The sequence below is a fragment of the Runella sp. R0.1_18 genome (assembly GCF_057652155.1).
The window spans coordinates 207,264-232,806 of record NZ_JBYFCK010000008.1; the positions used below are offsets into that span (position 1 = coordinate 207,264).

34 protein-coding genes are annotated in these 25,543 nt (G+C 43.9%); 33 read left to right on the forward strand and 1 reads right to left on the reverse strand.

Annotated elements, in window-relative coordinates; genetic code table 11:
* Positions 1–2: 2 nt before the first annotated feature.
* The 31 genes from rplW (at position 3) to AC23P2_RS16315 (ending at position 18,898) form a co-directional block, all read left to right on the forward strand.
* Complete coding sequence (rplW, locus tag AC23P2_RS16165; RefSeq protein ID WP_028523584.1) at positions 3–293, forward strand: 50S ribosomal protein L23; 291 nt, start codon at positions 3–5, stop codon at positions 291–293.
* A gap of 36 nt (positions 294–329) precedes the next feature.
* On the forward strand, positions 330–1,154 hold the full coding sequence (gene rplB, locus AC23P2_RS16170; protein WP_028523585.1) for a 50S ribosomal protein L2: 825 nt from the start codon (positions 330–332) through the stop codon (positions 1,152–1,154).
* Between the two features lie 10 nt (positions 1,155–1,164).
* Positions 1,165–1,443: a 30S ribosomal protein S19 gene (gene rpsS / locus AC23P2_RS16175; protein ID WP_028523586.1), complete on the forward strand. Its 279-nt coding sequence runs from the start codon at positions 1,165–1,167 to the stop codon at positions 1,441–1,443.
* A 17-nt stretch (positions 1,444–1,460) separates the two neighbouring features.
* A complete protein-coding gene (gene rplV / locus AC23P2_RS16180; RefSeq protein ID WP_051397943.1) occupies positions 1,461–1,829 on the forward strand; it encodes a 50S ribosomal protein L22 in 369 nt (122 codons plus the stop codon).
* Between the two features lie 15 nt (positions 1,830–1,844).
* Complete coding sequence (rpsC, locus tag AC23P2_RS16185) at positions 1,845–2,657, forward strand: 30S ribosomal protein S3 (protein ID WP_028523588.1); 813 nt, start codon at positions 1,845–1,847, stop codon at positions 2,655–2,657.
* Between the two features lie 50 nt (positions 2,658–2,707).
* Positions 2,708–3,142 (forward strand): 50S ribosomal protein L16, encoded by a 435-nt coding sequence (gene rplP, locus AC23P2_RS16190; protein WP_122932845.1) that lies wholly within the window; start codon positions 2,708–2,710, stop codon positions 3,140–3,142.
* An 11-nt stretch (positions 3,143–3,153) separates the two neighbouring features.
* Positions 3,154–3,354: a 50S ribosomal protein L29 gene (gene rpmC / locus AC23P2_RS16195; RefSeq protein ID WP_028523590.1), complete on the forward strand. Its 201-nt coding sequence runs from the start codon at positions 3,154–3,156 to the stop codon at positions 3,352–3,354.
* A gap of 39 nt (positions 3,355–3,393) precedes the next feature.
* Positions 3,394–3,672 carry a 30S ribosomal protein S17 gene (rpsQ, locus tag AC23P2_RS16200; protein WP_028523591.1) on the forward strand — a complete coding sequence of 93 codons (279 nt, stop codon included), beginning with the start codon at positions 3,394–3,396 and terminating at the stop codon, positions 3,670–3,672.
* Between the two features lie 2 nt (positions 3,673–3,674).
* Complete coding sequence (gene rplN, locus AC23P2_RS16205) at positions 3,675–4,043, forward strand: 50S ribosomal protein L14 (RefSeq protein ID WP_028523592.1); 369 nt, start codon at positions 3,675–3,677, stop codon at positions 4,041–4,043.
* A gap of 3 nt (positions 4,044–4,046) precedes the next feature.
* Complete coding sequence (gene rplX, locus AC23P2_RS16210) at positions 4,047–4,400, forward strand: 50S ribosomal protein L24 (protein ID WP_487774172.1); 354 nt, start codon at positions 4,047–4,049, stop codon at positions 4,398–4,400.
* Positions 4,401–4,459: 59 nt separating this feature from the next.
* A complete protein-coding gene (gene rplE / locus AC23P2_RS16215; protein ID WP_487774173.1) occupies positions 4,460–5,014 on the forward strand; it encodes a 50S ribosomal protein L5 in 555 nt (184 codons plus the stop codon).
* Positions 5,015–5,041: 27 nt separating this feature from the next.
* Positions 5,042–5,311 (forward strand): 30S ribosomal protein S14, encoded by a 270-nt coding sequence (gene rpsN / locus AC23P2_RS16220; protein ID WP_028523595.1) that lies wholly within the window; start codon positions 5,042–5,044, stop codon positions 5,309–5,311.
* A 78-nt stretch (positions 5,312–5,389) separates the two neighbouring features.
* Entirely contained in the window at positions 5,390–5,788 is a 399-nt protein-coding gene (gene rpsH, locus AC23P2_RS16225) for a 30S ribosomal protein S8 (protein WP_487774174.1), read from the forward strand.
* A gap of 16 nt (positions 5,789–5,804) precedes the next feature.
* Positions 5,805–6,362: a 50S ribosomal protein L6 gene (gene rplF, locus AC23P2_RS16230; RefSeq protein WP_028523597.1), complete on the forward strand. Its 558-nt coding sequence runs from the start codon at positions 5,805–5,807 to the stop codon at positions 6,360–6,362.
* 29 nt (positions 6,363–6,391) lie between these two features.
* Positions 6,392–6,745, forward strand: a complete 354-nt coding sequence (gene rplR / locus AC23P2_RS16235) for a 50S ribosomal protein L18 (RefSeq protein WP_472486748.1) — start codon at positions 6,392–6,394, stop codon at positions 6,743–6,745.
* A gap of 7 nt (positions 6,746–6,752) precedes the next feature.
* Positions 6,753–7,268 (forward strand): 30S ribosomal protein S5, encoded by a 516-nt coding sequence (gene rpsE, locus AC23P2_RS16240; protein WP_028523599.1) that lies wholly within the window; start codon positions 6,753–6,755, stop codon positions 7,266–7,268.
* 12 nt (positions 7,269–7,280) lie between these two features.
* Complete coding sequence (gene rpmD / locus AC23P2_RS16245; protein ID WP_028523600.1) at positions 7,281–7,460, forward strand: 50S ribosomal protein L30; 180 nt, start codon at positions 7,281–7,283, stop codon at positions 7,458–7,460.
* 14 nt (positions 7,461–7,474) lie between these two features.
* Positions 7,475–7,921 (forward strand): 50S ribosomal protein L15, encoded by a 447-nt coding sequence (rplO, locus tag AC23P2_RS16250; RefSeq protein ID WP_472486749.1) that lies wholly within the window; start codon positions 7,475–7,477, stop codon positions 7,919–7,921.
* Between the two features lie 62 nt (positions 7,922–7,983).
* Positions 7,984–9,297 (forward strand): preprotein translocase subunit SecY, encoded by a 1,314-nt coding sequence (gene secY, locus AC23P2_RS16255; protein WP_183977336.1) that lies wholly within the window; start codon positions 7,984–7,986, stop codon positions 9,295–9,297.
* An 8-nt stretch (positions 9,298–9,305) separates the two neighbouring features.
* On the forward strand, positions 9,306–10,100 hold the full coding sequence (map, locus tag AC23P2_RS16260) for a type I methionyl aminopeptidase (protein WP_487774175.1): 795 nt from the start codon (positions 9,306–9,308) through the stop codon (positions 10,098–10,100).
* A 21-nt stretch (positions 10,101–10,121) separates the two neighbouring features.
* Positions 10,122–10,340: a translation initiation factor IF-1 gene (infA, locus tag AC23P2_RS16265; protein ID WP_013927416.1), complete on the forward strand. Its 219-nt coding sequence runs from the start codon at positions 10,122–10,124 to the stop codon at positions 10,338–10,340.
* 92 nt (positions 10,341–10,432) lie between these two features.
* On the forward strand, positions 10,433–10,549 hold the full coding sequence (gene rpmJ, locus AC23P2_RS16270; protein ID WP_028523604.1) for a 50S ribosomal protein L36: 117 nt from the start codon (positions 10,433–10,435) through the stop codon (positions 10,547–10,549).
* Between the two features lie 8 nt (positions 10,550–10,557).
* Positions 10,558–10,935 carry a 30S ribosomal protein S13 gene (rpsM, locus tag AC23P2_RS16275; RefSeq protein WP_028523605.1) on the forward strand — a complete coding sequence of 126 codons (378 nt, stop codon included), beginning with the start codon at positions 10,558–10,560 and terminating at the stop codon, positions 10,933–10,935.
* A gap of 85 nt (positions 10,936–11,020) precedes the next feature.
* Positions 11,021–11,416 carry a 30S ribosomal protein S11 gene (gene rpsK, locus AC23P2_RS16280; RefSeq protein ID WP_028523606.1) on the forward strand — a complete coding sequence of 132 codons (396 nt, stop codon included), beginning with the start codon at positions 11,021–11,023 and terminating at the stop codon, positions 11,414–11,416.
* 103 nt (positions 11,417–11,519) lie between these two features.
* Positions 11,520–12,131 carry a 30S ribosomal protein S4 gene (rpsD, locus tag AC23P2_RS16285; protein WP_028523607.1) on the forward strand — a complete coding sequence of 204 codons (612 nt, stop codon included), beginning with the start codon at positions 11,520–11,522 and terminating at the stop codon, positions 12,129–12,131.
* 131 nt (positions 12,132–12,262) lie between these two features.
* Entirely contained in the window at positions 12,263–13,252 is a 990-nt protein-coding gene (locus AC23P2_RS16290) for a DNA-directed RNA polymerase subunit alpha (protein ID WP_487774176.1), read from the forward strand.
* Between the two features lie 111 nt (positions 13,253–13,363).
* Positions 13,364–14,107, forward strand: a complete 744-nt coding sequence (gene rplQ / locus AC23P2_RS16295) for a 50S ribosomal protein L17 (protein ID WP_487774177.1) — start codon at positions 13,364–13,366, stop codon at positions 14,105–14,107.
* A gap of 119 nt (positions 14,108–14,226) precedes the next feature.
* Positions 14,227–15,327, forward strand: a complete 1,101-nt coding sequence (gene carA / locus AC23P2_RS16300) for a glutamine-hydrolyzing carbamoyl-phosphate synthase small subunit (protein ID WP_028523610.1) — start codon at positions 14,227–14,229, stop codon at positions 15,325–15,327.
* 113 nt (positions 15,328–15,440) lie between these two features.
* Positions 15,441–17,096, forward strand: a complete 1,656-nt coding sequence (locus tag AC23P2_RS16305; RefSeq protein ID WP_487774178.1) for a carboxylesterase/lipase family protein — start codon at positions 15,441–15,443, stop codon at positions 17,094–17,096.
* An 82-nt stretch (positions 17,097–17,178) separates the two neighbouring features.
* On the forward strand, positions 17,179–18,099 hold the full coding sequence (locus AC23P2_RS16310; RefSeq protein ID WP_487774179.1) for a bile acid:sodium symporter family protein: 921 nt from the start codon (positions 17,179–17,181) through the stop codon (positions 18,097–18,099).
* Positions 18,100–18,124: 25 nt separating this feature from the next.
* On the forward strand, positions 18,125–18,898 hold the full coding sequence (locus AC23P2_RS16315) for an SDR family NAD(P)-dependent oxidoreductase (protein WP_487774180.1): 774 nt from the start codon (positions 18,125–18,127) through the stop codon (positions 18,896–18,898).
* Positions 18,899–18,969: 71 nt separating this feature from the next.
* On the opposite strand, the gene AC23P2_RS16320 is transcribed toward AC23P2_RS16315, so the two are convergent.
* Positions 18,970–19,212 (reverse strand): type B 50S ribosomal protein L31, encoded by a 243-nt coding sequence (locus AC23P2_RS16320; protein WP_037300150.1) that lies wholly within the window; start codon positions 19,210–19,212, stop codon positions 18,970–18,972.
* A 140-nt stretch (positions 19,213–19,352) separates the two neighbouring features.
* Here AC23P2_RS16320 and AC23P2_RS16325 point away from each other — a divergent pair, with 140 nt between their 5' ends.
* Entirely contained in the window at positions 19,353–21,461 is a 2,109-nt protein-coding gene (locus tag AC23P2_RS16325; protein WP_487774181.1) for a molybdopterin oxidoreductase family protein, read from the forward strand.
* 45 nt (positions 21,462–21,506) lie between these two features.
* Positions 21,507–25,541, forward strand: coding sequence for a S8 family serine peptidase (locus AC23P2_RS16330; protein ID WP_487774182.1), 4,035 nt, complete (start codon positions 21,507–21,509; stop codon positions 25,539–25,541).
* Positions 25,542–25,543 lie beyond the last annotated feature (2 nt).

Here is a 25,543-nt window from a genome sequence, read left to right on the forward strand (position 1 = left end):
CAATGAGTGTACTTAAGCGACCAATATTGACCGAAAAAGCTACTGCTCTTAGCAACTTGGGCAAGTATGTATTTGAGGTAACAAAAACTGCCAATAAAATTGAAATCGCCAACGCCATCGAAAAGATGTACGGCGTAAAAGTAGCGAGTGTGGATACAATGCGCTCGATTGGTAGAAAGAAAACAAGAATGTCACGCGGTAAGGCCATTAGTGGTATTACTTCAACGTACAAAAAGGCCATTGTGACATTGAAAGCAGGCGAGATTATTGACATCTACGCTGATATTGTTTAATAAACCGTTGAAGTAGCAAATAATTGAACAACAACAATGGGAGTCATTAAGCTCAAACCAACAACTCCAGGTCAGCGCTACCGTACGGCTCCGTCATTTGACGAAATTACGACCGACAAGCCCGAAAAAAGCTTGTTAGCCCCTATCAAGAAGACAGGTGGACGTAACAGCCAAGGTCGTCGTACTGCTCGTTACATTGGCGGTGGTCACAAGCGCATGTACCGTATCATCGATTTCAAGCGTAATAAATTGGACGTACCAGGTACTGTAATGACAGTAGAATACGATCCAAACCGTTCGGCTCGTATCGCATTGGTAGAGTACCAAGATGGTGAAAAACGCTACATCCTTGCTCCACAAGGAATTGCTGTAGGACAAACAATTATCTCTGGAAGCGAAGTAGCTCCAGAAGTAGGAAACGCTCTTCCGCTTGCTGTGATGCCAATCGGTACAATTGTCCACAATGTGGAATTGCACCCAGGCAAAGGAGGTCAGCTCGTTCGTAGTGCGGGAACTTACGCTCAGTTAGTAGCTCGTGATGGTAAATATGCAGTATTGCGTATGCCATCAAGCGAAATGCGGATGGTTCTTGCAGTATGTAAGGCAACGGTAGGTTCAGTATCTAACCCCGATCACATGAACGTAAGCCTTGGTAAGGCAGGTCGTAAGCGTTGGTTAGGTATTCGTCCACGTGTACGTGGGGTTGCGATGAACCCAGTCGATCACCCAATGGGTGGTGGTGAAGGTCGTGCGTCAGGTGGTCACCCACGTTCTCGTACGGGCTTATATGCGAAGGGTAAAAAGACCCGTACTCCGAAAAAGTATTCTAACCGTTTGATTATTAGCAAACGTAAAAAATAATCGAAGATAAATGGGACGTTCGATAAAAAAAGGACCATATATTGATTTCCGTCTGCAAATTAAAGTAGATGCCATGAATGATTCAGGCAAGAAATCAGTAATCAAGACTTGGTCAAGACGCAGTACAATCTCCCCAGATTTTATTGGTCACACTTTTGCAGTACACAACGGAAACAAGTTTATCCCAGTGTACGTAACCGAAAACATGGTTGGGCATAAGTTGGGCGAATTCTCTCCTACGCGCAATTTCCGTGGGCACATTGCCAAAAAGGACAAAGGTAAGCGATAGTAATAGTCACAAAGAAAATGGAAGCAAGAGCTATATTAAGAAACGTACCCACTTCACCTCGTAAAATGCGGTTAGTAGCCGACATGATTCGGGGCCAGAAAGTGAGCCGCGCATTGGCGATTTTGCAGTATCAGCCACAGGCTGCCGCTCCGGTTTTGAAAAAAGTTTTGATGTCAGCCGTAGCTAACTGGCAACAGCTCAACGAGGATACTAAACTTGAAGACGCTGAACTGTATGTAAAGACAGTATTCGTTGACGGCGGTACTATGTTGAAGCGTCTGCGTCCGGCTCCTCAAGGCCGTGCCTATCGCGTTCGTAAGCGTTCAAACCACATTACACTTGTGGTAGATGATGCATCAGCAGAATTAATCCAACAAGAAGCCTAAAATTTTCAATAACGAATGGGACAGAAAGTTAATCCTGTAGGTCTGCGACTCGGTATCGTCCGTGGTTGGGAATCAAGCTGGTACGGCGGACGTGAGTTTGCTGACAAATTGATTGAAGATGAGCAGATCCGCAAATATATTTCCGCTCGTATTCCAAAAGGCGCCATCTCTAAAGTAGTAATTGAACGTACTTTGAAGCGCATTACGCTTACGATTCACACGGCTCGTCCAGGTATCGTAATCGGTAAAGGTGGAAACGAGGTAGATAAAATCAAAGAAGAGCTTAAAAAGATTACGGGTAAAGATATCCAAATCAACATCTACGAAATCAAGCGTCCTGAAATAGATGCTAAACTAGTAGGTGAATCAATCGCTCAACAACTTGAAAACCGTATCTCTTATCGCCGTGCCATGAAGCAAGCAATTTCTTCAGCAATGCGTGTAGGAGCACAAGGTATCAAAGTTCGGATTTCAGGTCGTTTAGGTGGTGCTGAAATGGCACGTACTGAAGAGTATAAAGAAGGTCGTGTACCTTTGCATACACTTCGCGCCGACATCGACTACGCTATCTCAGAAGCTTTGACCGTCTATGGAAAGATTGGAATCAAAGTGTGGGTTTTCAAAGGCGAAATCTTTGGAAAGCGTGACTTATCGCCAATCAGCGGTGGTGCAGCAGCAGCAGAACGCAGCGGTGGAAATGACCGTGGCGGAGAGCGTGGCGACCGTCGTAGAGGTGGTGGTGACCGCGAAGGTGGTGACCGTCGTGGTGGAAACGGTGGCGGAAATAAAAACCGCAACAACAACAACAACCGTAACAAGAAAAAGTAATTATCGAAAGCAAACGGGTCTTAGTTGACACCGAATAATACTGCTGAACCATGTTACAACCGAAAAGAACCAAGTTCCGCAAACAACAAAAAAGCAAAGGGTCTGAAAAAGGCATGGCTACTCGTGGCCACCAAATTGCTTTCGGTACGTTTGCCATTAAAGCGCTCGAACCTGGCTGGATTACAGCCCGTCAGATTGAGGCAGCTCGTATCTCTGTTACCCGTGCAATGAAACGTGAAGGTCAAGTTTGGATTCGTATCTTCCCAGATAAGCCAATCACAAAGAAACCTCTCGAAGTACGTATGGGTAAAGGAAAAGGTGCTCCTGAATATTGGGTAGCCCCAGTAAAAGCGGGTACAATCTTATTTGAAGCCACAGGTGTGTCACTCGAATTAGCTAATGAAGCTCTTCGTTTAGCCGCTCAGAAGCTTCCCGTTAAGACTAAGTTCGTAGTTCGTCGCGATCATCAAGAAGAAGCAGAATAAGTATTAGTCAAATGAAAAATAGTGAAATAAAAGCGCTAACGGTAGAACAATTGACGCAAACGATTGCTGAAGAGCAAGATCGTCTTTTAAAGTTAAAGTTTGCTCATGCCGTATCTCCGATCGAAAACCCGATGCGTATTCGCAATACGCGCCGCCTAATAGCTAGGTTGATCACGGAATTGTCGGCTAAAAATAAAGTCGCAAGCGCGTAATAATGGTCAGGAGACCCCAATTGTAAAATAACCGACACAATGGAGGCAGCAGCACAAACAACCGTAGAAAGAAATTTACGCAAAGTCAGAGTTGGCCGCGTAGTAAGCAACAAAATGGAGAAATCTTGCGTTGTCGCGGTAGAGCGTAAAGTAAAGCACCCGAAATACGGTAAGTTTATGAAAAAAACTACCAAATTAATGGTGCATGACGAAAATAATGAGTGTGGAATCGGCGATACAATTCGCGTAATGGAAACACGCCCACTCAGTAAGAATAAGCGTTGGAGATTAGTCGAAATCATTGAAAAAGCGAAATAACAATGGTACAGCAAGAATCAAGACTGTCTGTTGCTGATAATAGTGGAGCGAAAGAAGTGCTTGTCATCCGTGTATTGGGTGGTACGGGCAAACGCTACGCATCTATCGGTGACAAAGTTGTGGTGACAGTTAAACAGGCAATTCCTTCGGGCAACATAAAGAAAGGTACAGTTTCTAAGGCCGTTGTTGTTCGTACCAAGAAAGAAATCCGTCGTAAAGATGGTTCTTACATTCGATTCGAGGATAACGCCGTCGTGTTACTCAACAACCAAGACGAACCACGTGGTACCCGTATTTTTGGGCCCGTTGCTCGTGAGTTGCGTGAGAAAAACTTTATGAAAATTGTTTCATTGGCACCTGAAGTATTGTAAGCAATGGAAAGAAAATTCAACAAACAGCCCAAGTTACACATTCGTACTGGAGACTCAGTAGAAGTGATAGCTGGTAACTCAAAAGGCCAGTCGGGCAAAATCACCAAAGTGTTGGTTGAAAAACAGCGTGCGATTGTGGAAGGCGTTAACCTTATCACAAAACACGTTAAGCCAACTGCCGCGAATCCTCAGGGTGAACTTAAAAAGATAGAAGGTTCAATTCATATCAGTAACTTGATGTTGATTGACCCAGCTACTGGTAAGCCAACCCGTACAGGACGCAAGCTCAACGAGCAAGGGAAACTACAACGCTATTCAAAAGAATCAGGGAAGTTTATCCCAGATCCTTCAAAGTAGTTTTCGTTTGTCACTTATAAATTAACTGTGGGTCGGAAATCCACAAACTAATAATCAAAATGGCAACTACGAGATTAAAAGAGAAATACACGAAGGAAGTCGTCTCTCACTTGCATGAGAAGTTCCAATACAAATCAGTTATGCAAGTACCACACCTTGATAAGATTGTTATCAATAAAGGTATTGGTGCTGCTGTATCTGACAAGAAATTGATTGATGCTGGATTGGAAGAAATCACCCTTATTGCAGGTCAGAAGGCAGTTCCAACAATGTCTAAGAAGGCGGTCTCTAACTTTAAGTTACGCGAAAAAATGCCAATTGGCGTAAAAGTAACGCTTCGTGGAGACAAAATGTACGAATTCTTGGATCGTCTAACAAGCATCGCTTTACCACGTGTTCGTGACTTCCAAGGAATTAGCGACAAAGGCTTTGATGGCCGCGGTAACTACACATTCGGTGTAAAAGAGCAAATTATCTTCCCTGAAATTCAAATTGACAAGGTGAATAAGATTTCAGGTATGGATATTACATTCGTAACCTCTGCAAAGACAGATGAAGAAAGCTACGAATTGTTGAAATCTCTTGGTATGCCCTTTACAAAAGGTAAAAAATAAGAATCCCTTTTTCAACGAAATAAGGAAATGGCGAAAGAATCAGTAAAAGCAAGAGAATTGAAAAAGCAAAAGCTAGTTGCTAAGTACGCTGAAAAGCGTGCTGCTTTGAAAGAAGCTGGTGACTGGGAAGGTTTAGACAAATTGCCTCGTAGTTCATCGGCAGTTCGTTTGCATAACCGTTGCCGCCTTACAGGCCGTCCAAGAGGATACATGCGCAAGTTTGGTATTTGCCGTGTTGTTTTCCGCGAAATGGCTTCTCAAGGAAAAATTCCTGGCGTAACCAAAGCAAGTTGGTAAAAATCGCTTTTGTTTTCAAAATCAATTCCGTAACTTTGCAGCCCTTTTACAGAAGGGAAGCAACAAATCAGTAGAGAAATGATAACCGATCCCATAGCAGACTATCTGACGAGAATCAGAAACGCCATAAGGGCGAAGCACCGGGTTGTGGAAATACCTGCTTCTAACATTAAGAAGGAGATTACTAAGGTACTCTACGATAAAGGCTTTATCCAGAACTACAAGTTCGAGGAGACAGGCCCGCAGGGTACTATTAAGATTGCCTTGAAATACAACCCAGTAACAAAGCAGTCTGCCATTGTTGATTTACAACGTGTAAGTAAGCCAGGACTTCGTAAGTACTCTGGTTCATCAGAAATGCCACGCGTTTTGAATGGCCTTGGCGTTGCAATTGTATCTACCTCAAAAGGGGTAATGACTGACAAAGAAGCTCGCGTACTTAACGTGGGTGGAGAAGTGCTGTGTTACGTTTACTGATAAAACCTGAAAGAAAATGTCACGTATAGGAAAGAAGCCGATAACGCTACCTGCAAACGTTACAATATCAGTGTCAGACGATAACGTCGTGACCGTTAAAGGGCCTAAAGGCTCATTAACTCGTGATATTGACCGTGATATCAAGGTGGAAGTAGAGGGCAGCGAGTTGACAGTTGTTCGTCCAACTGAGCAAAAACGTCACAAAGCATTGCACGGACTTTACCGTGCACTCATTAATAACATGGTTGTGGGCGTAAGCGAAGGGTATAAAGCACAATTAGAAATTGTTGGGGTAGGTTACAAAGCCTCTGTTAACAATAATATTTTGGAGCTTAGCCTTGGATACTCACACGGTATCTATTTTGCAGTACCTTCAGAAGTGAAGGTAAGCGCAACGATGGAAAAAGGACAAAACCCGAAAGTATTCTTAGAGTGTATTGATAAGGAACTACTCGGGCAAATCGCGGCGAAAATTCGTTCGTTCCGCAAGGTTGAACCTTACAAAGGTAAAGGTATTCGTTTTGTGGGTGAGCAAATCAGACGTAAGGCTGGTAAAGCTGCTGCTAAGAAGTAATCAGTAATCTGAAAAAATTGTAAGCAATCATGGCTTCAGTAAAAAGCGAAAGAAGACAGCGCATTAAATACCGGATTCGGAAAAAAGTAGAAGGAACTTCAGAAAAGCCTCGCCTTTCTGTTTTCCGCTCAAATGCTCGTATTTATGCGCAGGTAATTGATGATACAAAAGGTCAAACATTGGTCTCTGCTTCATCTCTTGAACTTGATGCTACAAAAGCGAGTGTCAATGTTGAAGATGCAAAAAATGTAGGTCTTAAATTGGCCGAAAAAGCACTCGCAGCAGGCGTAAGTGCGGTTGTATTTGACCGCAATGGTTATTTGTATCATGGGAAAGTAAAAGCATTGGCAGACGGCGCTCGTGAGGGTGGTCTCAAATTCTAATAAAGATATGTCAAACAGTATCAAACCTTTGAAATACAACGAAGCTGACCTTAAAGAAAAGGTAGTAGCTATCAACCGTGTTGCCAAAGTAGTAAAAGGTGGACGCCGCTTTAGCTTCTCAGCAATCGTGGTCGTTGGAGATGGCAAAGGCGTTGTAGGTTACGGATTAGGAAAAGCTAACGAAGTAACTGATGCCATTGCAAAAGGAATTGAAGACGCGAAGAAAAACCTCGTGCAAGTTCCACTTCTTAAAGGAACAGTTCCTCACGAAATGCACGGAAAATTCAGCGGTGGCTTAGTATTTGTTAAGCCAGCAGCTCCAGGTACTGGAGTTATCGCAGGTGGTGCGATGCGTGCTGTATTAGAAGCCGCAGGTGTACACGACGTATTAGCCAAGTCAAAAGGTTCTTCTAACCCTCACAACGTAGTGAAGGCAACAATTGACGCGCTTCTTAAAATGAGAGCTCCGCACCAAGTTGCATTCCAACGTGGAGTAAAGTTGGCCACAGTGTTTAATGGATAATCTTTTGAGACAATGTCAAAGATAAGAATTACACAAGTTAGAAGTATGATTGGCCGCCCTGGAGACCAAAAACGCACTCTCGCGGCTTTGGGACTTGGCAAAATCAATCGTAGTGTCGAGATTAACGTGAATCCAGCCCTCGAAGGTATGATTCGCAAGGTAGATCATTTAGTGAAAATTGAAGAGATTTAATCCGCGATATAGCAATGAATCTTAGCGCATTGAAACCAGCTTCAGGCTCGGTAAAAACAAAAAAACGTTTGGGTAGAGGTCAAGGTTCAGGAATGGGCGGAACTTCTACACGCGGACACAAGGGGGCGCAGTCTCGTTCGGGATATAGCCAAAAAAGTCACTTTGAAGGTGGACAAATGCCGCTTCAAAGACGAGTACCTAAATTCGGTTTTAAGAATATCAACCGCGTTGAATACAAAGCTCTTAATTTGGATGCAATCCAAGCAGTTGTTGATAAAACAAATGCTACTGTAATCGATATTGAGACACTTTATAGCAATGGCTTGGTATCTAAAACAGACTTAGTAAAAGTGCTTAATCGTGGCGAATTAAAAGTTGCTGTTGAAGTAAAAGTTCACGCTTTTTCTAAGACTGCTGCCGAAGCTATCGAAAAAGCAGGTGGTAAAGCGGTTACATTATAATCTTGATTCAAAAGATTTTCGTAACTTTGCCTGATTTTTTACACAGGTAAATCTAAAAACGCATGAAACGGTTTATACAGACCTTAAAAAATATCTTTTCAATCGAAGAGCTTAGAAGTAGAATTCTTTATACTCTTCTATTGATCGCGGTCTATCGCCTTGGTTCGTACATCGTACTTCCAGGTATTGATAGTGACAAGCTTGAGGTGAATAATTCAGGTCTTTTAGGCTTATTAGATACCTTCCTCGGTGGTGCCTTTACGAAAGCATCTATCTTTGCGCTAGGTATTATGCCTTACATTTCTGCGTCAATTGCCATTCAGTTATTAACAATGGCGTTGCCTTACTTTCAAAAAATGCAGAAAGAAGGAGAGTCTGGACGGAAAAAACTTAATCAGATTACGCGTGTACTAACAATTTTTGTTACCATCGCACAATCGGTAAGCTATTTACAAACAACCATCTCTTCAGAAGCTCTACTGATTGATCGTGCAGCTTTCACCATTTCAGCCGTGTTCATTCTTACTGCAGGAACTATTTTCTGTATGTGGTTGGGTGAGCGCATCACTGATAAAGGAATTGGAAACGGAACATCAATGTTGATTATGATTGGGATTGTGTCTCGTTTTCCAAAAGCAATTGTTCAGGAAGGTGCTTCACGTGGTAGTGGTGGTTTGCTGATTTTTGTTGCAGAAATTGTTGCTCTTTTTGTGGTAGTAATGTTTGCAGTAGCATTGACTCAAGCAGTACGTCGAGTACCCATTCAGTATGCAAAACAAGTTGTTGGGAACAAAGTAATGGGCGGTCAACGTCAGTACTTGCCTTTGAAACTTAACACGTCAGGAGTAATGCCAATCATTTTTGCGCAAGCATTGATGTTTATCCCATCACTAGTGGCTGGTTTGTTTGCAGAGAAAAGTGATGTAGCCAGTTCTATTGCTACAACATTCAACGATTACACGACTTGGCAGTACAATGTATTGTTTGCAACTTTGATTATTGTCTTTACTTTCTTTTATACAGCGATTGCTATCAGCCCACAACAAATATCTGATGATATGAAGCGTGGGGGAGGGTTTATCCCAGGAGTAAAACCTGGCATTGCTACATCTGATTTCATTGCTACCGTATTAGACCGAATCACACTGCCAGGCGGGATTTTGTTAGCAGTTGTTGCTATCTTACCATCACTTGCAAGTATGTCAGGTATGACAAGAGAGTTTTCTCAATTCTTTGGTGGAACTTCGCTTCTTATTTTAGTAGGTGTTGTACTTGATACATTACAACAAGTAGAAAGCTACTTATTGATGAAGCACTATGAAGGCTTAATGAAGTCAGGGCGCGTGAAAGGACGTACTGAGACTGTAGCTGCCTAATAAAGAAGATGATTTTTCTCAAGTCAGAAGAAGAAGTACTACTCATTAAGGAAAGTGCCCAGCTGTTAGGCAAAGCACATGCAGAAGTAGCCAAATGGATTAAACCAGGTGTGGCGACAAAGCAGCTCGATAAAGTTGCTGATGAGTTTATCAGAGACCATAAAGGACATCCGTCATTTAAAGGTTATAATGGTTTTCCCTCGGCACTTTGTATTTCTTTGAATGACATTGTGGTTCACGGTTTTCCAAGCCAGTACCAACTAAAGGAAGGCGATGTTATTTCGATTGATTGCGGCGTAAAGTTAAATGGGTTTCATAGCGATAGTGCTTATACATATCCGATTGGAAATGTTAGTCATGAAGTTGCAAACCTACTTAAAAGAACAAAACAATCGCTTTATTTAGGTATTGAGCAAGCCGTTGAAGGCAAACGAGTAGGAGATATAGGATATGCTGTCCAAACCTATGTTGAAAAGTTTGGATACGGTGTTGTAAGAGAATTAGTTGGGCATGGTGTAGGCCGAAACCTGCACGAAGGACCAGAAGTTCCAAATTATGGGAAGAAAGGACAAGGCCCTAGACTAAGAGAAGGAATCGTTATTGCTATCGAACCAATGATTACTCTTGGAAAACGTAATGTAGTTCAAGAAAAAGATGGTTGGACGATTAGAACAACGGATAGAAAACCAGCTGCTCATTTTGAACATACAGTATTGGTTCGAAAAGGCAAAGCGGAAATTCTTACAACGTTTAAGTATATCGAAGAAGTAACCCAAAATACGACGTTAATGGTAAGCGTCTAATTTTCCTTACCAAAAGAGTATATGGCAAAACAAGGACTCATCGAAGTTGACGGAATAATCGTAGAAGCGCTCTCAAATGCAATGTTTAGAGTACAACTCGAAAACAAGCATGAAGTAATTGCTCACATTTCCGGAAAGATGCGAATGAATTATATCAAGATTTTGCAGGGTGATCGAGTGAAATTAGAGATGTCGCCTTATGACTTATCTAAAGCTCGAATTATCTATCGGTATAAATAAAGGTAACAACTTGATAATAGATAGTAGGGCTTTAAGTAGTTCGTTTTGATTTTGAAAGTCCTATCGTCTAAAATCCAAAATCAAATACAAAAATGAAAGTAAAAGCGTCTATTAAAAAGCGCAGTGCTGAATGTAAAGTGATTCGCCGTAAAGGTAAACTTTACGTGATCAACAAGAAAAATCCCAAGTACAAACAAAGACAAGGATAATTTAAGATATGGCACGTATTGCAGGTGTTGACATTCCAGACAAAAAACGTGGCGAGATTTCGCTTACTTACATCTTCGGAATTGGACGTAGCTCCGCTCGTAGAATTTTGGAAAAAGCTGGAATTAGTTACGACAAAAAAGTAGCTGAATGGTCGGACGAAGAAGCTAATGCTATTCGTGGAATCATTAATGGTGAATTTACTACTGAAGGCGCCCTTCGCTCAGAAGTTCAATTGAGCATCAAGCGCTTGATGGACATCGGTTGTTACCGTGGCTTGCGTCACCGTAAAGGTCTTCCTTTGCGTGGACAAAGAACGAAGAACAATAGCCGTACTCGTAAAGGTAAGCGTAAGACTGTAGCGAATAAGAAGAAGGCTACGAAGTAATTCATAATTGTTAACTGTTGTCCGTTATTTGTTTGAAATAATGAGTAGGATAACAGATAACTGCTAACAGATACCGATTAAAACAATGGCTCAAAATAAGCGTAAGGATAAAGCAAAAAAGCGCGTTGTACAAGTGGAGCAAGTGGGTCAAATTCACATTAAAGCTTCCTTCAACAACATTATCATCTCAGTTACCAATTTGTCTGGTCAAGTTATCTCTTGGGGATCAGCTGGTAAAATGGGCTTTAAAGGCTCAAAGAAAAATACGCCCTATGCTGCCCAAACAGCTGCTCAAAGCTGTGCCCAAGTAGCATATGACCTTGGAATGCGCAAAGCAGAAGTGTTTGTAAAAGGACCAGGTTCTGGACGTGAGTCTGCTATCCGTACCGTACAAAACGTAGGTATTGAAGTGACTACCATCAAGGACATTACTCCGCTACCTCACAATGGCTGCCGCCCTCCAAAGCGCAGAAGAGTATAATCTTTAAGATTTTATAACACCGTACGAACAATCAGCAATTTGGACACTGGGGTTGCTAGATTGTTCCTACGGTAATTTTTGTGTTTATTCTAAATCAATTCACATGGCACGTTATACAGGTCCGAAATCGAAGATTTCACGTCGTTTTGGTGAGGCTATCCTAGGGCCAAGCAAAGCACTTAGTAAAAAGAATTACCCTCCAGGCCAACACGGCAGAGGGCGTCGTAGCAAGAAGTCAGAATATGCACTTCAATTGCAAGAAAAACAAAAGGTGAAATATACTTACGGTATCTTGGAGCGCCAGTTCCGTAACCTTTTCCACCGTGCAGCAGTACGTGAAGGTATCACAGGTGAAAACTTGCTTAAACTTTGCGAAGCACGTCTTGACAATACAGTATATCGTTTAGGAATTGCTCCTACTCGCCGTGCTGCTCGTCAGTTGGTTACTCACAAACACATCACTATTGATGGCGAAGTCGTAAACGTACCTTCGTACTCATTGCGCCCAGGCCAAGTAGTTGGTGTTCGCGAGAAGTCAAAATCACTTGAAACTATCAACGATAGCATCGTAGCTCGTACAGCTGCTGCAAAACGTTTTAACTGGCTTGAGTGGGATAACGGTTTGATGGTTGGTAAGTTTGTTCAGTACCCAGAACGTGATCAGATTCCTGAAAACGTGAACGAGCAAGCTATCGTCGAATTGTATTCGAAATAGTCTTAAATTATTCTACAAAACCCTTGTGGGGTGGATTACCACGTCAAGGGTTTTGTTTTTGTATGTTTAGAAAAACATACTTTTTTGCGGTTAATAACCGCTCTTCGGACTCTAAAAAAACTGCTAATCCTATGTCTATTTTAGCATTCCAAATGCCTGACAAGGTCGTAATGGAAAAAGCCGACGACTTTCACGGGTTGTTTGAGTTCAAGCCGCTGGAAAAAGGTTTCGGTGTAACAATAGGAAATGCGTTACGTCGTATCCTGCTTTCATCGCTGGAAGGCTACGCTATTATTAGCGTGCGTTTTCCAAGTGTTCTTCATGAATTCTCTTCGATTGAGGGAGTTGTTGAAGATGTTACCGAAATCATCTTGAACCTTAAAATGGTTCGTTTTAAGAAGGCTTCGGAATTGGTTGATAACAAAATTTCGGTAAGTGTGAAAAACCAATCGGTGGTAACAGCTGGCGACATCGCTAAGTTTACATCATCATTTCAGGTTTTGAACCCTGACCTAGTTATCTGTCACATCGACGATCAAATGACCTTCGAGATGGAGATTATCCTTGAGAAAGGTCGTGGTTATGTCCCTGCTGACGAACCTCGTACATTGGAATTACCGATTGGTCATATTCCAATTGACGCCATTTACACACCAATCAAAAACGTTAAGTACAGCGTAGAAAATACGCGCGTAGAGCAGAAAACTGACTACGAAAAACTACTTATTGAGGTTACTACTGACGGGTCTATCCACCCAGAAGAAGCCCTCAAAGGCGCTGCTTACATCTTGATTCAACACTTTATGTTATTCTCTGATCAAACGATGACGTTTGAAACTCAGAAAAATGACGAAGTGAGCGAAGTAGATGAAGAAATGTTGCGTATGCGTAAGTTGTTGAAAACGCCTTTGGCTGATCTCGACTTATCAGTACGTGCTTATAACTGTCTTAAGTCGGCAGACATCAAAACCCTTGGTGATTTGGCAAGACTCGAAGTGGCTGATATGATGAAGTTCCGTAACTTCGGTAAAAAGTCATTGACTGAGTTGGAGCAATTAATCGCTGAGAAAAATTTGACGTTTGGTATGGACGTAGCGAAATACCGCCTCGACGAAGACTAAAATCTTTCGACCTTTCTCTTTTCAGAGAAAGGTCTTTTTATGTATTGTTCAACCGGTTAGTATTCTGAAGCGCGGTTTCCGCAGCTCGAAGCTAATCAAAAACTCAAACTAATGAGACACGGTAAAAAAGACAACCATTTGGGGCGTACCTCCTCACACCGTAGTGCCTTACTACGTAATATGGCTTCGTCATTGATTATCCACAAGCGTATCGAAACTACTTTAGCGAAAGCAAAAGAACTCAAAAAATATGTTGAGCCTCTTTTGACTCGCTCTAAAGAAGATACTACGCACAACCGCCGTATCGTTTTCTCTTACATCCCTGAGAAAGAGGTTGTAAAAGAATTGTTCAGTACAGTTGCTGACAAAATCGCCAACCGTCCTGGAGGTTACACTCGTATCATCAAATTAGGTACTCGTCAAGGTGACGCTGCCGAGGTTTGTATGATTGAGTTAGTTGACTTCAACGAAACGCTTCTAGCTGCGGTTGAAGAAAAAGCAGCAAAAACACGTCGTAGCCGTCGTGGTGGTAAAAAAGCTGAAACTGAAGTAAAAGCTTCTGCTCCAGTTGTAGAAGAAGTTGTTGCTGAAACAGCGGAAGTAACAGCTGCTGATGACCTTGAAATCATCGAAGGAATTGGTCCAAAAATCGCAAGCGCGCTTGTCGCAGCGGGTGTAACAACCTTTGCTCAATTGGCAGACTCAACTCCTGAAGCAATTCAAGAAATCGTATCGGCTGCGGGTATCGGTTCTAAGAGCCCTGCCACATGGCCTCAACAAGCTGCCCTCGCTCGCGATGGTAAATTTGATGAATTGAAAGCTTGGCAAGACGAATTAAACGGAGGCCAAGAATAACTTTTCTCAGAATTATTTTTATAAAATGAAGAAAAGTTAAAATACAGAAGGGGTTAAACGAAAGTTTAGCCCCTTTTTTTGGAAATTTGCAAAACAAATTATTCAACACCAACTAAAAAATGGGTTCTCAACAACCAGCACTCTTACTTCTCGAAGACGGAACAGCCCTCAGAGGGTTGGCGCTTGGCAAAATTGGTACAATGGGTGGCGAAATTTGCTTCAACACAGGTATGACTGGCTATCAGGAAATTTATACTGATCCTTCGTATTTTGGGCAAATTGTGGTCAATACCAATTCTCACATTGGTAACTACGGTGTACAGTTGGACAGCGAGGAAGAATCAAGTTCTGTAAAAATTAGCGGGATGGTTTGCAACTCTTTCTCGCGTATTTATTCTCGCAAAACAGCTGACTTCTCGCTCCAAACGTATTTTGAAAAAGCAAATATCGTTGGAATTAGCGAAGTGGATACCCGCCAATTGGTACGTCACGTTCGCCAACAAGGGGTAATGAACGCAATTATTTCGTCCGAAATCTTGGACGAAAAAACACTCATGGAGCACTTAAAAGAAGTTCCTAACATGGCAGGTTTGGAGTTGTCGTCGGTAGTTTCTACTAAAGTACCTTACTTTATGGGAGATGAAACTACGGCTCAATACCGAATCGCGGTGATGGATTATGGTATCAAAAAAAGTATCCTTTTGAACATGACTCAGCGCGGCTGCTATTGCAAGGTGTTCCCAGCTAAAACTCCTTTTGAAGAAGTGATGGCTTGGAACCCTGACGGTTTCTTTATCTCAAATGGCCCAGGTGATCCGTCGTCAATGCCGTATGCTGTCGAAACAGTTCAGAAGTTTTTGGGTACTAACAAACCCATTTTTGGAATTTGTTTGGGTCACCAAATCTTGGCGTTGGCAAGTGGAATTTCTACTTACAAAATGCACCATGGCCACCGCGGTTTGAATCACCCCGTGAAAAACTTCCAAACTGGACTTTGTGAGATTACTTCACAGAACCACGGTTTTGCGGTAAGCCCAGAGGAAATCGAAGCGCATCCTGATGTTGAAGTAACGCACATCAACCTCAATGACAAAACCATTGAAGGTATTAAGCGGAAAGATAAGCCTGCATTTTCAGTACAGTATCACCCTGAAGCATCGCCAGGCCCGCACGATTCACGCTACTTGTTCGACAATTTTATTGAGTTGTTTAAAGCATAAAAAATCAAAGTAATATCCAAAAAACTCCCCAAATCCTTGGGGAGTTTTTTGCTTTAAAAGGCTTTTGTAAAGTGTTGACTTTTACCAGTTCACTCTTAAATACGTTTCATTTTATGAAAGCTAATCGCCGAAGTTTTATTCAGACACTGGGGCTCAGTGCTGCAACAGCAGGAGTAAGTGTTCCGCTTGCTTCCAGTGCGCAATCTATCAATGCTCAGCCAAAAGAGGATGAGCAGATTTTATTTGTTGGCGATAACATCGCCGTCGCAGATACGGCCTATGGCCGCGTCAGAGGGTTTATTTTGAGAGGTATTCATACTTTTCTAGGAATCCCGTATGGAGCAGATACCTCAGGCGCAAATCGGTTTATGCCACCTCAGAAACCAACGTCGTGGAAGGAGGTGCGTCCTGCTGTATGGTGGGGAAACAGTGCGCCTCAAATCATGGAAAAGCGGTATGCTGACCAATATGCCTCATTTGTTGATCATTGGAACTACGATGATGTAAGCGAAGATTGCCTTCGGATAAATGTTTGGACACCTGCTTTAGATACCAAAAAACGCCCAGTCGTTGTATGGCTGCACGGCGGTGGATTTGTTAATGGAAACGGCATTGAACAAGACGGGTACCACGGGGAGAACTTGAGCCGAATGGGCGATGTGGTATTCTGTTCACTCAACCACCGACTTGGAGCATTAGGTTTTACCAGTATCGCGGGAGTAGGAGGTGAAAAATTTGCTGCTTCAGGCAATGTTGGTATGTTAGATATTGTTGCAGCCCTTGAATGGGTACGAGACAATATCGCCAATTTTGGAGGAGATGCCTCTAACGTTACAATCATTGGACAATCGGGCGGTGGGGCAAAAGTTTGTACGCTGATGGCAATGCCGTCGGCCAAAGGGCTGTTTCATAAAGCGGTGGCATTGAGTGGGTCATCGTTAGGTGGGATAAACAAAGAATACGCCGAAAAATTGGGGGCAATGGTGCTCAAAGAAGCGGGGCTAGGCTCGAATGAAATTGATAAATTACAACAAATACCGTGGCGTGAGTATATAGATATTGCCAATCGTGCCGTAGCTAAAATGGCAGAAGAAGCAAAGCGGTTGAACCTAGCGCGAGGAGGGTTTAGCCCAGTAGCCGATGGGACGTTTTTGTCGGCGACGCCTTTTTATAGCGATTCGGCGCACTTTTCGGCTGATATTCCGATGATTATCTCTACAACTTTCAATGAGCAGTCGCCGAGTAGGGTTGATTCCGCACTTGAAAAAGTATCGATGAATGATGTCAAAGAAAAATTGAAAGTACGTTTTGGCGAAAAGTCAGGAGAAGTAGCGGATGCTTACTCAAAAACATTTCCTGATAAAAAGCCAGTCGAAATTTGGTCGATGGTACTAAGTAATCGTAAAAATGCGATTGCTACAGCCGATGCCAAAGTAAAACAGAAAGCGCCTGTTTATGTGGCTTGGTTTGGGTGGCAACCACCTCTCTTTGATGGGCGAATGCGGGCTTTTCACTGCGACGATATCTGTTTTTGGTTTTATAATACTGATTTGATGTTTACGCACACGGGAGGGGGAGCGCGCCCAAGACGACTCTCAGAGAAAATGGCCAAATCGTTTGTCAATTTTGTACGGACAGGAAACCCCAACGGAGGCGGCCTGCCCAATTGGCCACAATACACCACAGGGAAAGGAGAAACAATGATTCTTGATGATGTGTCAGTGGTAAAAAATGACCCCGACCGCGATGCAAGAAAGTCGTTAGCATAACCTGTTATCGCAGGGTATTTTTGGCCGTACCTACGCTTTTGTGGGTGCGGCTTTTGCCTAATTTTATATTCCTTAACCTCACATGAAAAATTACCTTTACACCTTATCCATCATTGTTGCGGCAACACTTGCCCTATTTTTCCCCCAAACTTTTACCCAAATTGGGGACTTTCAATTAAAAACCCTTATCGTTCCGCTCTTGCAGATCATCATGTTTGGCATGGGAACGACGATGAGCCCAAAAGACTTTGAAGCGGTTGTAAAATCTCCCAAAAGTGTCATCATTGGCCTTATTTGTCAATTCACCATTATGCCCTTGGTAGGTTATACTTTGGCCGTAAGTTTCGATTTCCCTGCTGAAATTGCGGCGGGAATAATTCTAATTGGTTGTTCCCCGAGCGGTTTAGCCTCCAACGTAATGGCGTACATCGCCAAGGCCAATGTGGCCCTATCGCTGACCATTACTTCTTGTGCAACCCTGATGGCTCCCATACTGACACCTCTTTTAATGAAATTATTGGGCGGGTCATTTATAGAAATTGATTTTATGAAGATGATGATTGAAATCCTAAAAATTATCATTTTGCCCATTGGTGTAGGGTTGGCCGTAAATAAAATCTTTAGAAACCAAACCGCGTTTCTAAACAAATACATGCCTTTGGTTTCTATGGCAGGAATTGCCGTTATTATTTGTATCATTACGGCTGCGGGGAGGGATAGTTTGTTGAAGGTAGGTGGAATACTCATTGTGTGTACATTGATTCATAATTTAGCTGGCTATATGTTGGGGTATTGGAGCGCGAGATTATTGAAACTTCCCGAACAAGATTGCCGAACCGTCGCCATTGAAGTGGGTTTGCAGAATGGAGGTTTGGCTTCAGGAATTGCGCTCCAAATGGGGAAAGTAGCAACGGTGGGGTTAGCACCAGCATTGTTTGGCCCAATTATGAACATTACAGGGTCATTGTTGGCGAGTTGGTGGAGTAAAAAGCCAACCGAATAAGTAGGTAGAACCAAGACGCGAATACATGAAAGTAAAAGAATTTAGTGGCCAAGTGGCGATTGTAACGGGGGCTGGCCAAGGAATTGGCTTAGAAATAGCCCGTCAGTTGGCAGAGCGAGGTGCGGCAGTTGTGCTAAACGACCTCGATAAAACATTGTCGGACGAAGGAGCGCTTTCCATTCAGCAGCAAGGAGGAAACTGTATCAGTTATCCAGGAAATGCTGCCGACGTTAATTTTGTACAAGCAATGGTATCGGAGGCTGTGAAGGTCTTTGGAAAACTGACGACAGTCGTGGCTAATGCAGGTATGACTACGTTTGGCGACTTTTTCGAGTATCGCCCAGAATCGCTTCAGCAGCTGTTAGATTTGAACATCAGGGGTAGTTTCTTCCTGACCCAAGCGGCGGTGCGCCAAATGCGCCTACAAGGGCAAGGAGGGCGTGTGCTATTGATGTCGTCGGTAACAGGCCACCAAGCGCACCAATTTTTGGCAGCTTATGGCATGACCAAAGCGGCCCTCGAAATGTTGGCTAAGAGCTTGGTGGTTGAGCTGTCTCCCCACGGGATTACCATTAATGCCGTAGCGCCAGGTGCTACAATGACGGAACGGACAGCTGAAGATCCAGCATATAACCAAACGTGGAGTAAAATTACGCCCATGGGGCGTCCTGCAACTGTGCAAGATATTGCCAATGCGGCACTGTTTCTGGTCTCGCCAGGGGCAGGTCACGTGACTGGGCAGTCGCTGGTTGTAGATGGAGGCTGGACGTCGGTGAGCCCGTCGCCATATCATTCGTAGCCTTCATAATGGACATAAAAAAAGGAGCTGTTTTGGCAGCTCCTTTTTTGTGGTAAAAAAACGAAGAAGAATTATCTCTTTCCGTATTTTCTAAGGAATTTGTCAACACGACCAGCCGTGTCAATCAATGTATTTTTACCAGTGTAGAATGGGTGCGACTGAGAAGTTACCTCGGCCTTGAACACAGGGTAAGTTTTTCCTTCAAACTCGATAGTGTCTTTTGTTGGGGCGCAAGAACGTGTTACGAACTTGTCATCAGTTGCTAAATCCCAAAATACGATTTCTCTGTAATCTGGATGAATTCCTTTTTTCATTTCTGTATCAGCGCTTTATGATGTTACGATGCTTTGTTTCAAAACGGGACGCAAAGATAGTAACTTTTTGAAAATCAAAAAAGTATCATCCCAAAGAAGTTTGGTAAAAATATTTATATTGCATCAAACGAATGTAAAGTATGACAAATTCGAGTGTGCATTATCGTGCATGTAATCTTTGCGAGGCCATTTGTGGCCTTGAAATCCACTACACGGGTCATCAAGTGGTTTCGATAGCAGGAGATAAAAGCGATCCATTTAGCCGTGGGCATGTTTGTCCTAAGGCCTTGGCATTGAAAGATATTTATGAAGACCCCAATCGTTTAAAAAAACCAGTACGCCGTACGACTACTGGATGGGAGGAAATAACTTGGGAGGAAGCTTTGGAAGAAGTCGCGGCCCGTTTGGGGCAAATTCAGGCAAGTGATGGGCCTAATGCAGTGGCCATGTATGCGGGAAATCCGTCGGTGCATAATTCTGGAACGTATTTGGCGGGAACGAATCTAATGAGGGCTTTGAAGACAAAAAACATTTTCTCCGCAACTTCGGCCGATCAATTACCCCACCATTTTGCCGCTTGGCAGCAGTTTGGACACCCTTTTTTACTACCTATTCCCGACATTGACCGTACCGATTTTTGGTTGATTTTGGGAGCTAACCCCCTTGCTTCCAATGGAAGCTTGATGACTGCACCTGACGTGGCAAATCGTTTGAAAGCGGTTCAGCAACGGGGTGGAAAAGTGGTGGTCGTTGACCCGCGTTATACCGAAACTGCCGCCAAGGCCGACGCCCATTACTTCATTCGTCCTGCTACCGATGTCTTTTTGTTGTTGGCTATTTTACAGGTAATTTTTGAAGAAAAACTAGAAAAAGTGCCAGCCTATGCCGATGGATTGGCGGAGTTGAAAACGCTAGTAGCAGCATTTGCTCCTGAACAGATAACCGAACGTACGGGTATTGAAGCAGCACACATTCGACAGCTGGCCAGGGAGTTCGCAAACGCTCCGTCGGCAGTTGCTTATGGGAGAATTGGGTTGTCAACCCAAGCTTTTGGAGGTGCTTGTCAATGGTTGGTGAATGCCCTTAACTGTGTCACAGGAAACCTTGATAAAGCGGGTGGAGCCATGTTTACCCAGCCTGCCATGGATATTTTAGCTTCCTCCAAAGGCGAGTATAACAAATACAACCGTTACCAAAGTCGGGTACGTGGATTGCCTGAGTTTATGGGGGAACTTCCCGTTTCGACCTTGGCAGAAGAAATTTTGACGGAAGGTGAGGGACAAATAAAAGCGCTGATTACGAGCTGCGGAAACCCAATTCTCTCGACGCCAAACGGGCAGCAGCTGGATCGGGCGTTTGAGACTTTGGAATTTATGGTTTCCATCGACATCTATATTAACGAAACAACCCGCCACGCCCACCTCATTTTGCCTCCTGCGACAGGCCTAGAAGTAGCTCATTATGACTTGACTTTTAATGCCTTGGCCATCCGAAATGTAGCACGATGGTCGGAGCCGTTATTTGCCAAAGGTGAAGGAACAAAATATGATTGGGAGATTTTTCAAGAGCTCACAGCCCGTTTGACAGGGCAGCATTTGCCTTCATTTACTCCCGAGGATCCTCATGCAAAGGTTGATTTAGCCCTGCGTTTTGGAAAATATAAATTGAGTTTAGATGCACTTCGGCAACATCCGCACGGTTTGGATTTGGGAGCATTAGAACCTTGTTTACCCGCACGTTTGCAGACTTCAAATAAAAAAGTTTGGTTGGCACCGCCGTTATTGGTCAAAGACGTAGAAAGAATCAAAAAAGCGTTGGCACAACCTCCGTCTTCAGATTTTGATTTATTACTTATCAATCGTCGCCATGTGCGGGACAACAATTCGTGGATGCACAATTCGGCACGCTTAGTGAAGGGTCGTAATCGTTGTACACTATTGATGCACCCGCGGGATGCCCAACAACGAGGGATTAAAGCGGGAGGCAAAGTTGAGGTACGATCACGCGTAGGAGAACTGAAAGTAGAGGTGGAGCTTACCGAAAAAATAATGCTAGGGGTGGTGAGTTTGCCGCACGGCTATGGGCATGGGCGAGACGGAGTTAGGCTAAATGTGGCGCAGTCCCATGCAGGGGTTAGTGTTAATGACTTAACAGATGAACAAGTGCTGGATGACTTGACGGGGAATTCAGTATTTGGAGGTGTGCCGGTACGTGTACAAAACTGTTATGATTTACGGAGTTTTGTATAACTTCAAGCCCCATTTTCACGTTTTAAAAAGAAAAATCGCTTCATCATGCACTTTCGTTTTTACTTGATTTTCTGTGTGTCGGCACTGATTGGGTCAACTATGTATGCCCAGCGCTTGCCACTTTACTCAACCGAACAGCAACAAAAGATTAGGAATGTACGACAATCAATTGATAATCAGTATCGATTAGCGGCGGCTGAGTTACAGCAACTAGCAAAGAAGAATAATTGGGTAGAACGACAGTCCTTTCCCGATGGGTCGGTGATGATTTTGGCGGGGGTAAGCGAAACAGGCCAACCTTTGTATGATATTACCATGACCAACGTTGGTGCTGCCTTCACAACACGCACAAATACACTTTATAACGATGGCGGCCTTGGACTAAATTTGACAGGAGGTAGTGCACCGATGAAAGACCGTTTGGCAATATGGGACGGTGGGCAGGTACTCGGAACACACACTGAACTAGCAGGGCGTGTGACTCAACTAGACAATGCGACTGCGGCAGATGCCCACGCTACGCACGTCAGCGGGACGATGATAGCAACAGGCGTGAACCCTCGTGCCAAGGGAATGTCGAATGCAGCAACGCTTCTGGCACATGATTTTAGTAATGATACGCCAGAAATGATTAATGTAGCTCCCGAGGTCTTGATTTCTAACCATTCTTACGGAACAGTAGCAGGTTGGCGTTATAATTCGGCTCGCCCTGGAACAGACGTGAATCGCAAATGGGAATGGTACGGGGATTCAACCGTAAATGAGCAATACGACTATAAAATGGGATTTTACGACACCCGTGCCCGTGAATGGGATCGGGTTGCTTACAATGCGCCCTATTATTTGATTGTCAATGCCGCAGGAAATGCCAGGGGCACCAATGGCCCTCCCGTTGGAACGCCATATTTTTTGGGAGGCTCTACCCGAACGAGTACCATTCAACGCGCCGCTCAAGATGGTTACGATTTGATATCGACCTACGGGAATGCTAAAAATATTCTGACGGTGGGTGCTGTGAGTGTCCTAAGTAATGGTTATAACCAGCTTTCAGATCCCCGAATTTCAAGTTTCAGTAGTTGGGGGCCGACTGACGACGGACGTATTAAACCCGATATTGTAGGCGTAGGGGTAAGTGTTTTTTCAACGACATCTACCTCCAATAATGCCTATACAGTCCTCAGCGGAACCTCTATGGCATCGCCAAACGTATCAGGCTCGTTGTTTTTGTTACAGGAACTTTACCAGCAGCAAAACAAGAAATTTATGCGTTCGGCAACGCTAAAAGGACTGGCAATTCATACCGCCGACGATGCAGGTAATCCTGGCCCTGACTACCAATACGGATGGGGGCTTTTGAATATGAAGCAAGCTGCTGAAGTGATACTGAACCGTGATTTGAACCATTTGTTGGCAGAACGTACGCTGGCTATCAATGAAACCTATACAACGCAAGTAATTGCGTCGGGGCGTGGCCCATTGGTGGCTACCATCTGTTGGACTGACCCCGAAGCCCAAGCAACCAGCGTATCGGCGGCGAATTTCAACAACCGAACACCGAAATTAATCAATGACTTAGACATACGCGTGAGTGACGGAACAACGGAGTCTTTGCCGTGGATATTAGACCCCAATCAACCCGCAGCCAATGCGACTCAGGGCGATAATATTCGGGATAACGTCGAACAAATACGCATTGTTAACCCTGTCCCTGGGCGTACTTATACAATCACCGTAAAACACAAAGGTACGACGCTAACCAACACCTCCCAGGCTTATACTTTGATTGTGAGTGGAATAGGTGGGAAGGTCTTTTGTGAGTCGAAAGCAAGTTCAAATGCTGATACCAAAATTGCCCAAGTGACGTTCGGAAATGTGGTTCAAGCAGGAAAAGATGGCTGCCAAGAATACAGCGATTTTACAACGCAAGTGGTCGCTGTGGCGGCAGGACAAACGTTGCCATTAGAAGTGAAACTAACAACCTGTGGAGGCGATTTTGACAAAGTAATAAAGGCATTTGTGGATTGGAATGGCGATGGTGATTTTGACGACCCCAATGAAAATGTGGCAACATCGGATGTCCTAAAAGGCAATGCGACATTCAAAGCGGATGTAAAAGTGCCTTCTGGGTTAGTTATAGGAAATTGGGCACGTGTACGGATTGTATGCGTCGAAACCAATGCCCCTTCGTCGGTGGTGGCGTGCGGGATCTATGCCAAGGGCGAAACGCAAGAATACCTAGTCCGTTATGTCCGTCCAACGCGGGATGTATCCTTGGCGTCGTTGGTAACTCCAGAAAATAATTTTTGTAGTAACCAATTAAAGAGTATCACCGTACAGGTGAGAAATGTAGGTACCGAAACGCAACAAAATATCCCCGTTTCGGTGCAAGTGCGGGATGCTTCTGGGGCATTGGTTGGAACAATAAACGGGGCTGTCAATCAAGCGATTGCTCCTTTTTCAACGGCTACGATGACTCTCTCCGATGCACTGTTAGGGAAATTAGTTTCTGGACAAAATTACCAGTTTATTTGTCGTACTAACCTTGAAAATGACCAAGATACGGCCAATAACGTTCTTCGTGAGGTTCGGACTGTTGCTACCGTGCCAACGGTTACTACGGCTACAGCGACTTACTGTGATGCGGATCCGTTATCCTTGATTTCGCGGGATTCGGGCACGGCTTTTTGGTACGATAGTCCCACCGAAGCAAAGCCATTTGCGATTGGAAATTTTGCGAGTAGCTCGTTGAAAGTCCCTAATGGAACGTTTTATGTAGCATTAAATGACTTCACTGGGAATGTAGGCCCAGCATCTAAGTCGCTTCACGGAGGAGGATCTTATGCGGGAAATTTTGGGCCTGCGCCGTTGATTAAAACCGAAGTACCATTGATTCTTGAAAGTGCCCGATTATACACGGCGACGGCAGGTCGATTGACTTTTACCGTCATGGGGCTGGACGACCGATTTGTGTCGAGTACGACAATAGACGTGACGGCCAGCCGAAATCCCAATGTGCCGAATACAGGCGCACCTGCGGGGCAATATGCGGATGACCCTTCGGACGAGGGGAAAGTGTATCCACTCAATCTGTCGATTCCGCAAGCGGGGAATTATAAAATCACCATTGAATACGAAAACGGTGCCACCATTTACCGTAGCAATGTTGGTGTCACGGGTTTCCCGTATAGCATTCCTGGGGTGATTGCGTTGCGCGGAGCGCTGTTTGCCCAAAATAATACCGTGGATACCCTTACCAATGCGTATTATTATTTGTATGATTTGAAAGTTAAATCATTTGGCTGTCCGAGTGAAAGAGTAGCAATTACCGCCAAAACCGCTACTAAGTCCACGCCAAGCATTAGTTTTGACGGGGCAGCGAGTATTTGTGAAGGAAGTTCACTTACCCTGAAAGCACCAGTCAATGCGGGGATTTATCAGTGGTATTTCAACAGCCTGCCAGTTAGCGGAGCCATAGGTAACAGTTTTGATGCAATACAGGCGGGTAATTATGCGGTCAGCACTTCGGTAAATAATTGCTTGCCAACGCTATCGACACCCGTTGCCTTGACTACCCGTAAGCCCGAAAAGCCAGTCATTACGATTGTGGATGGTATTACGCTTCGCTCCAATGCGACGACAAGTAATCAATGGTTGATTAATGGCTTGCCAATCCCTGGAGCAACGTCGGCTACGTTTACGGCGTTTCAAACGGGTAGTTATTCCGTAAGAGCCAATGTGAGTGGTTGCGGAGAAGTGGTATCGGATGAAGTGAGAATTACCATTACAGCCTTGGATGACAATGCTGCATCGACCGTTGCAACCTCTAGGGTGTATCCCAATCCTGCGCACGCATTTTTGGTATGTGAATACGTACCACCGACCAACACCAAACCGACGGCCATCAGAGCAACGCTCTACGACCTAAGTGGCCGAATGGTAGGACAACAGCAAATGGAAAAAATTGAAAAAACATTTCGGACGCAGTTTAACGTCAATTCTTTGCAAAGCGGTACGTTTTTTGCTATATTCGAAGAGGAGGGTACACCAATGCGCGTTGTGCATACGATACAGAAGCTTTAGAG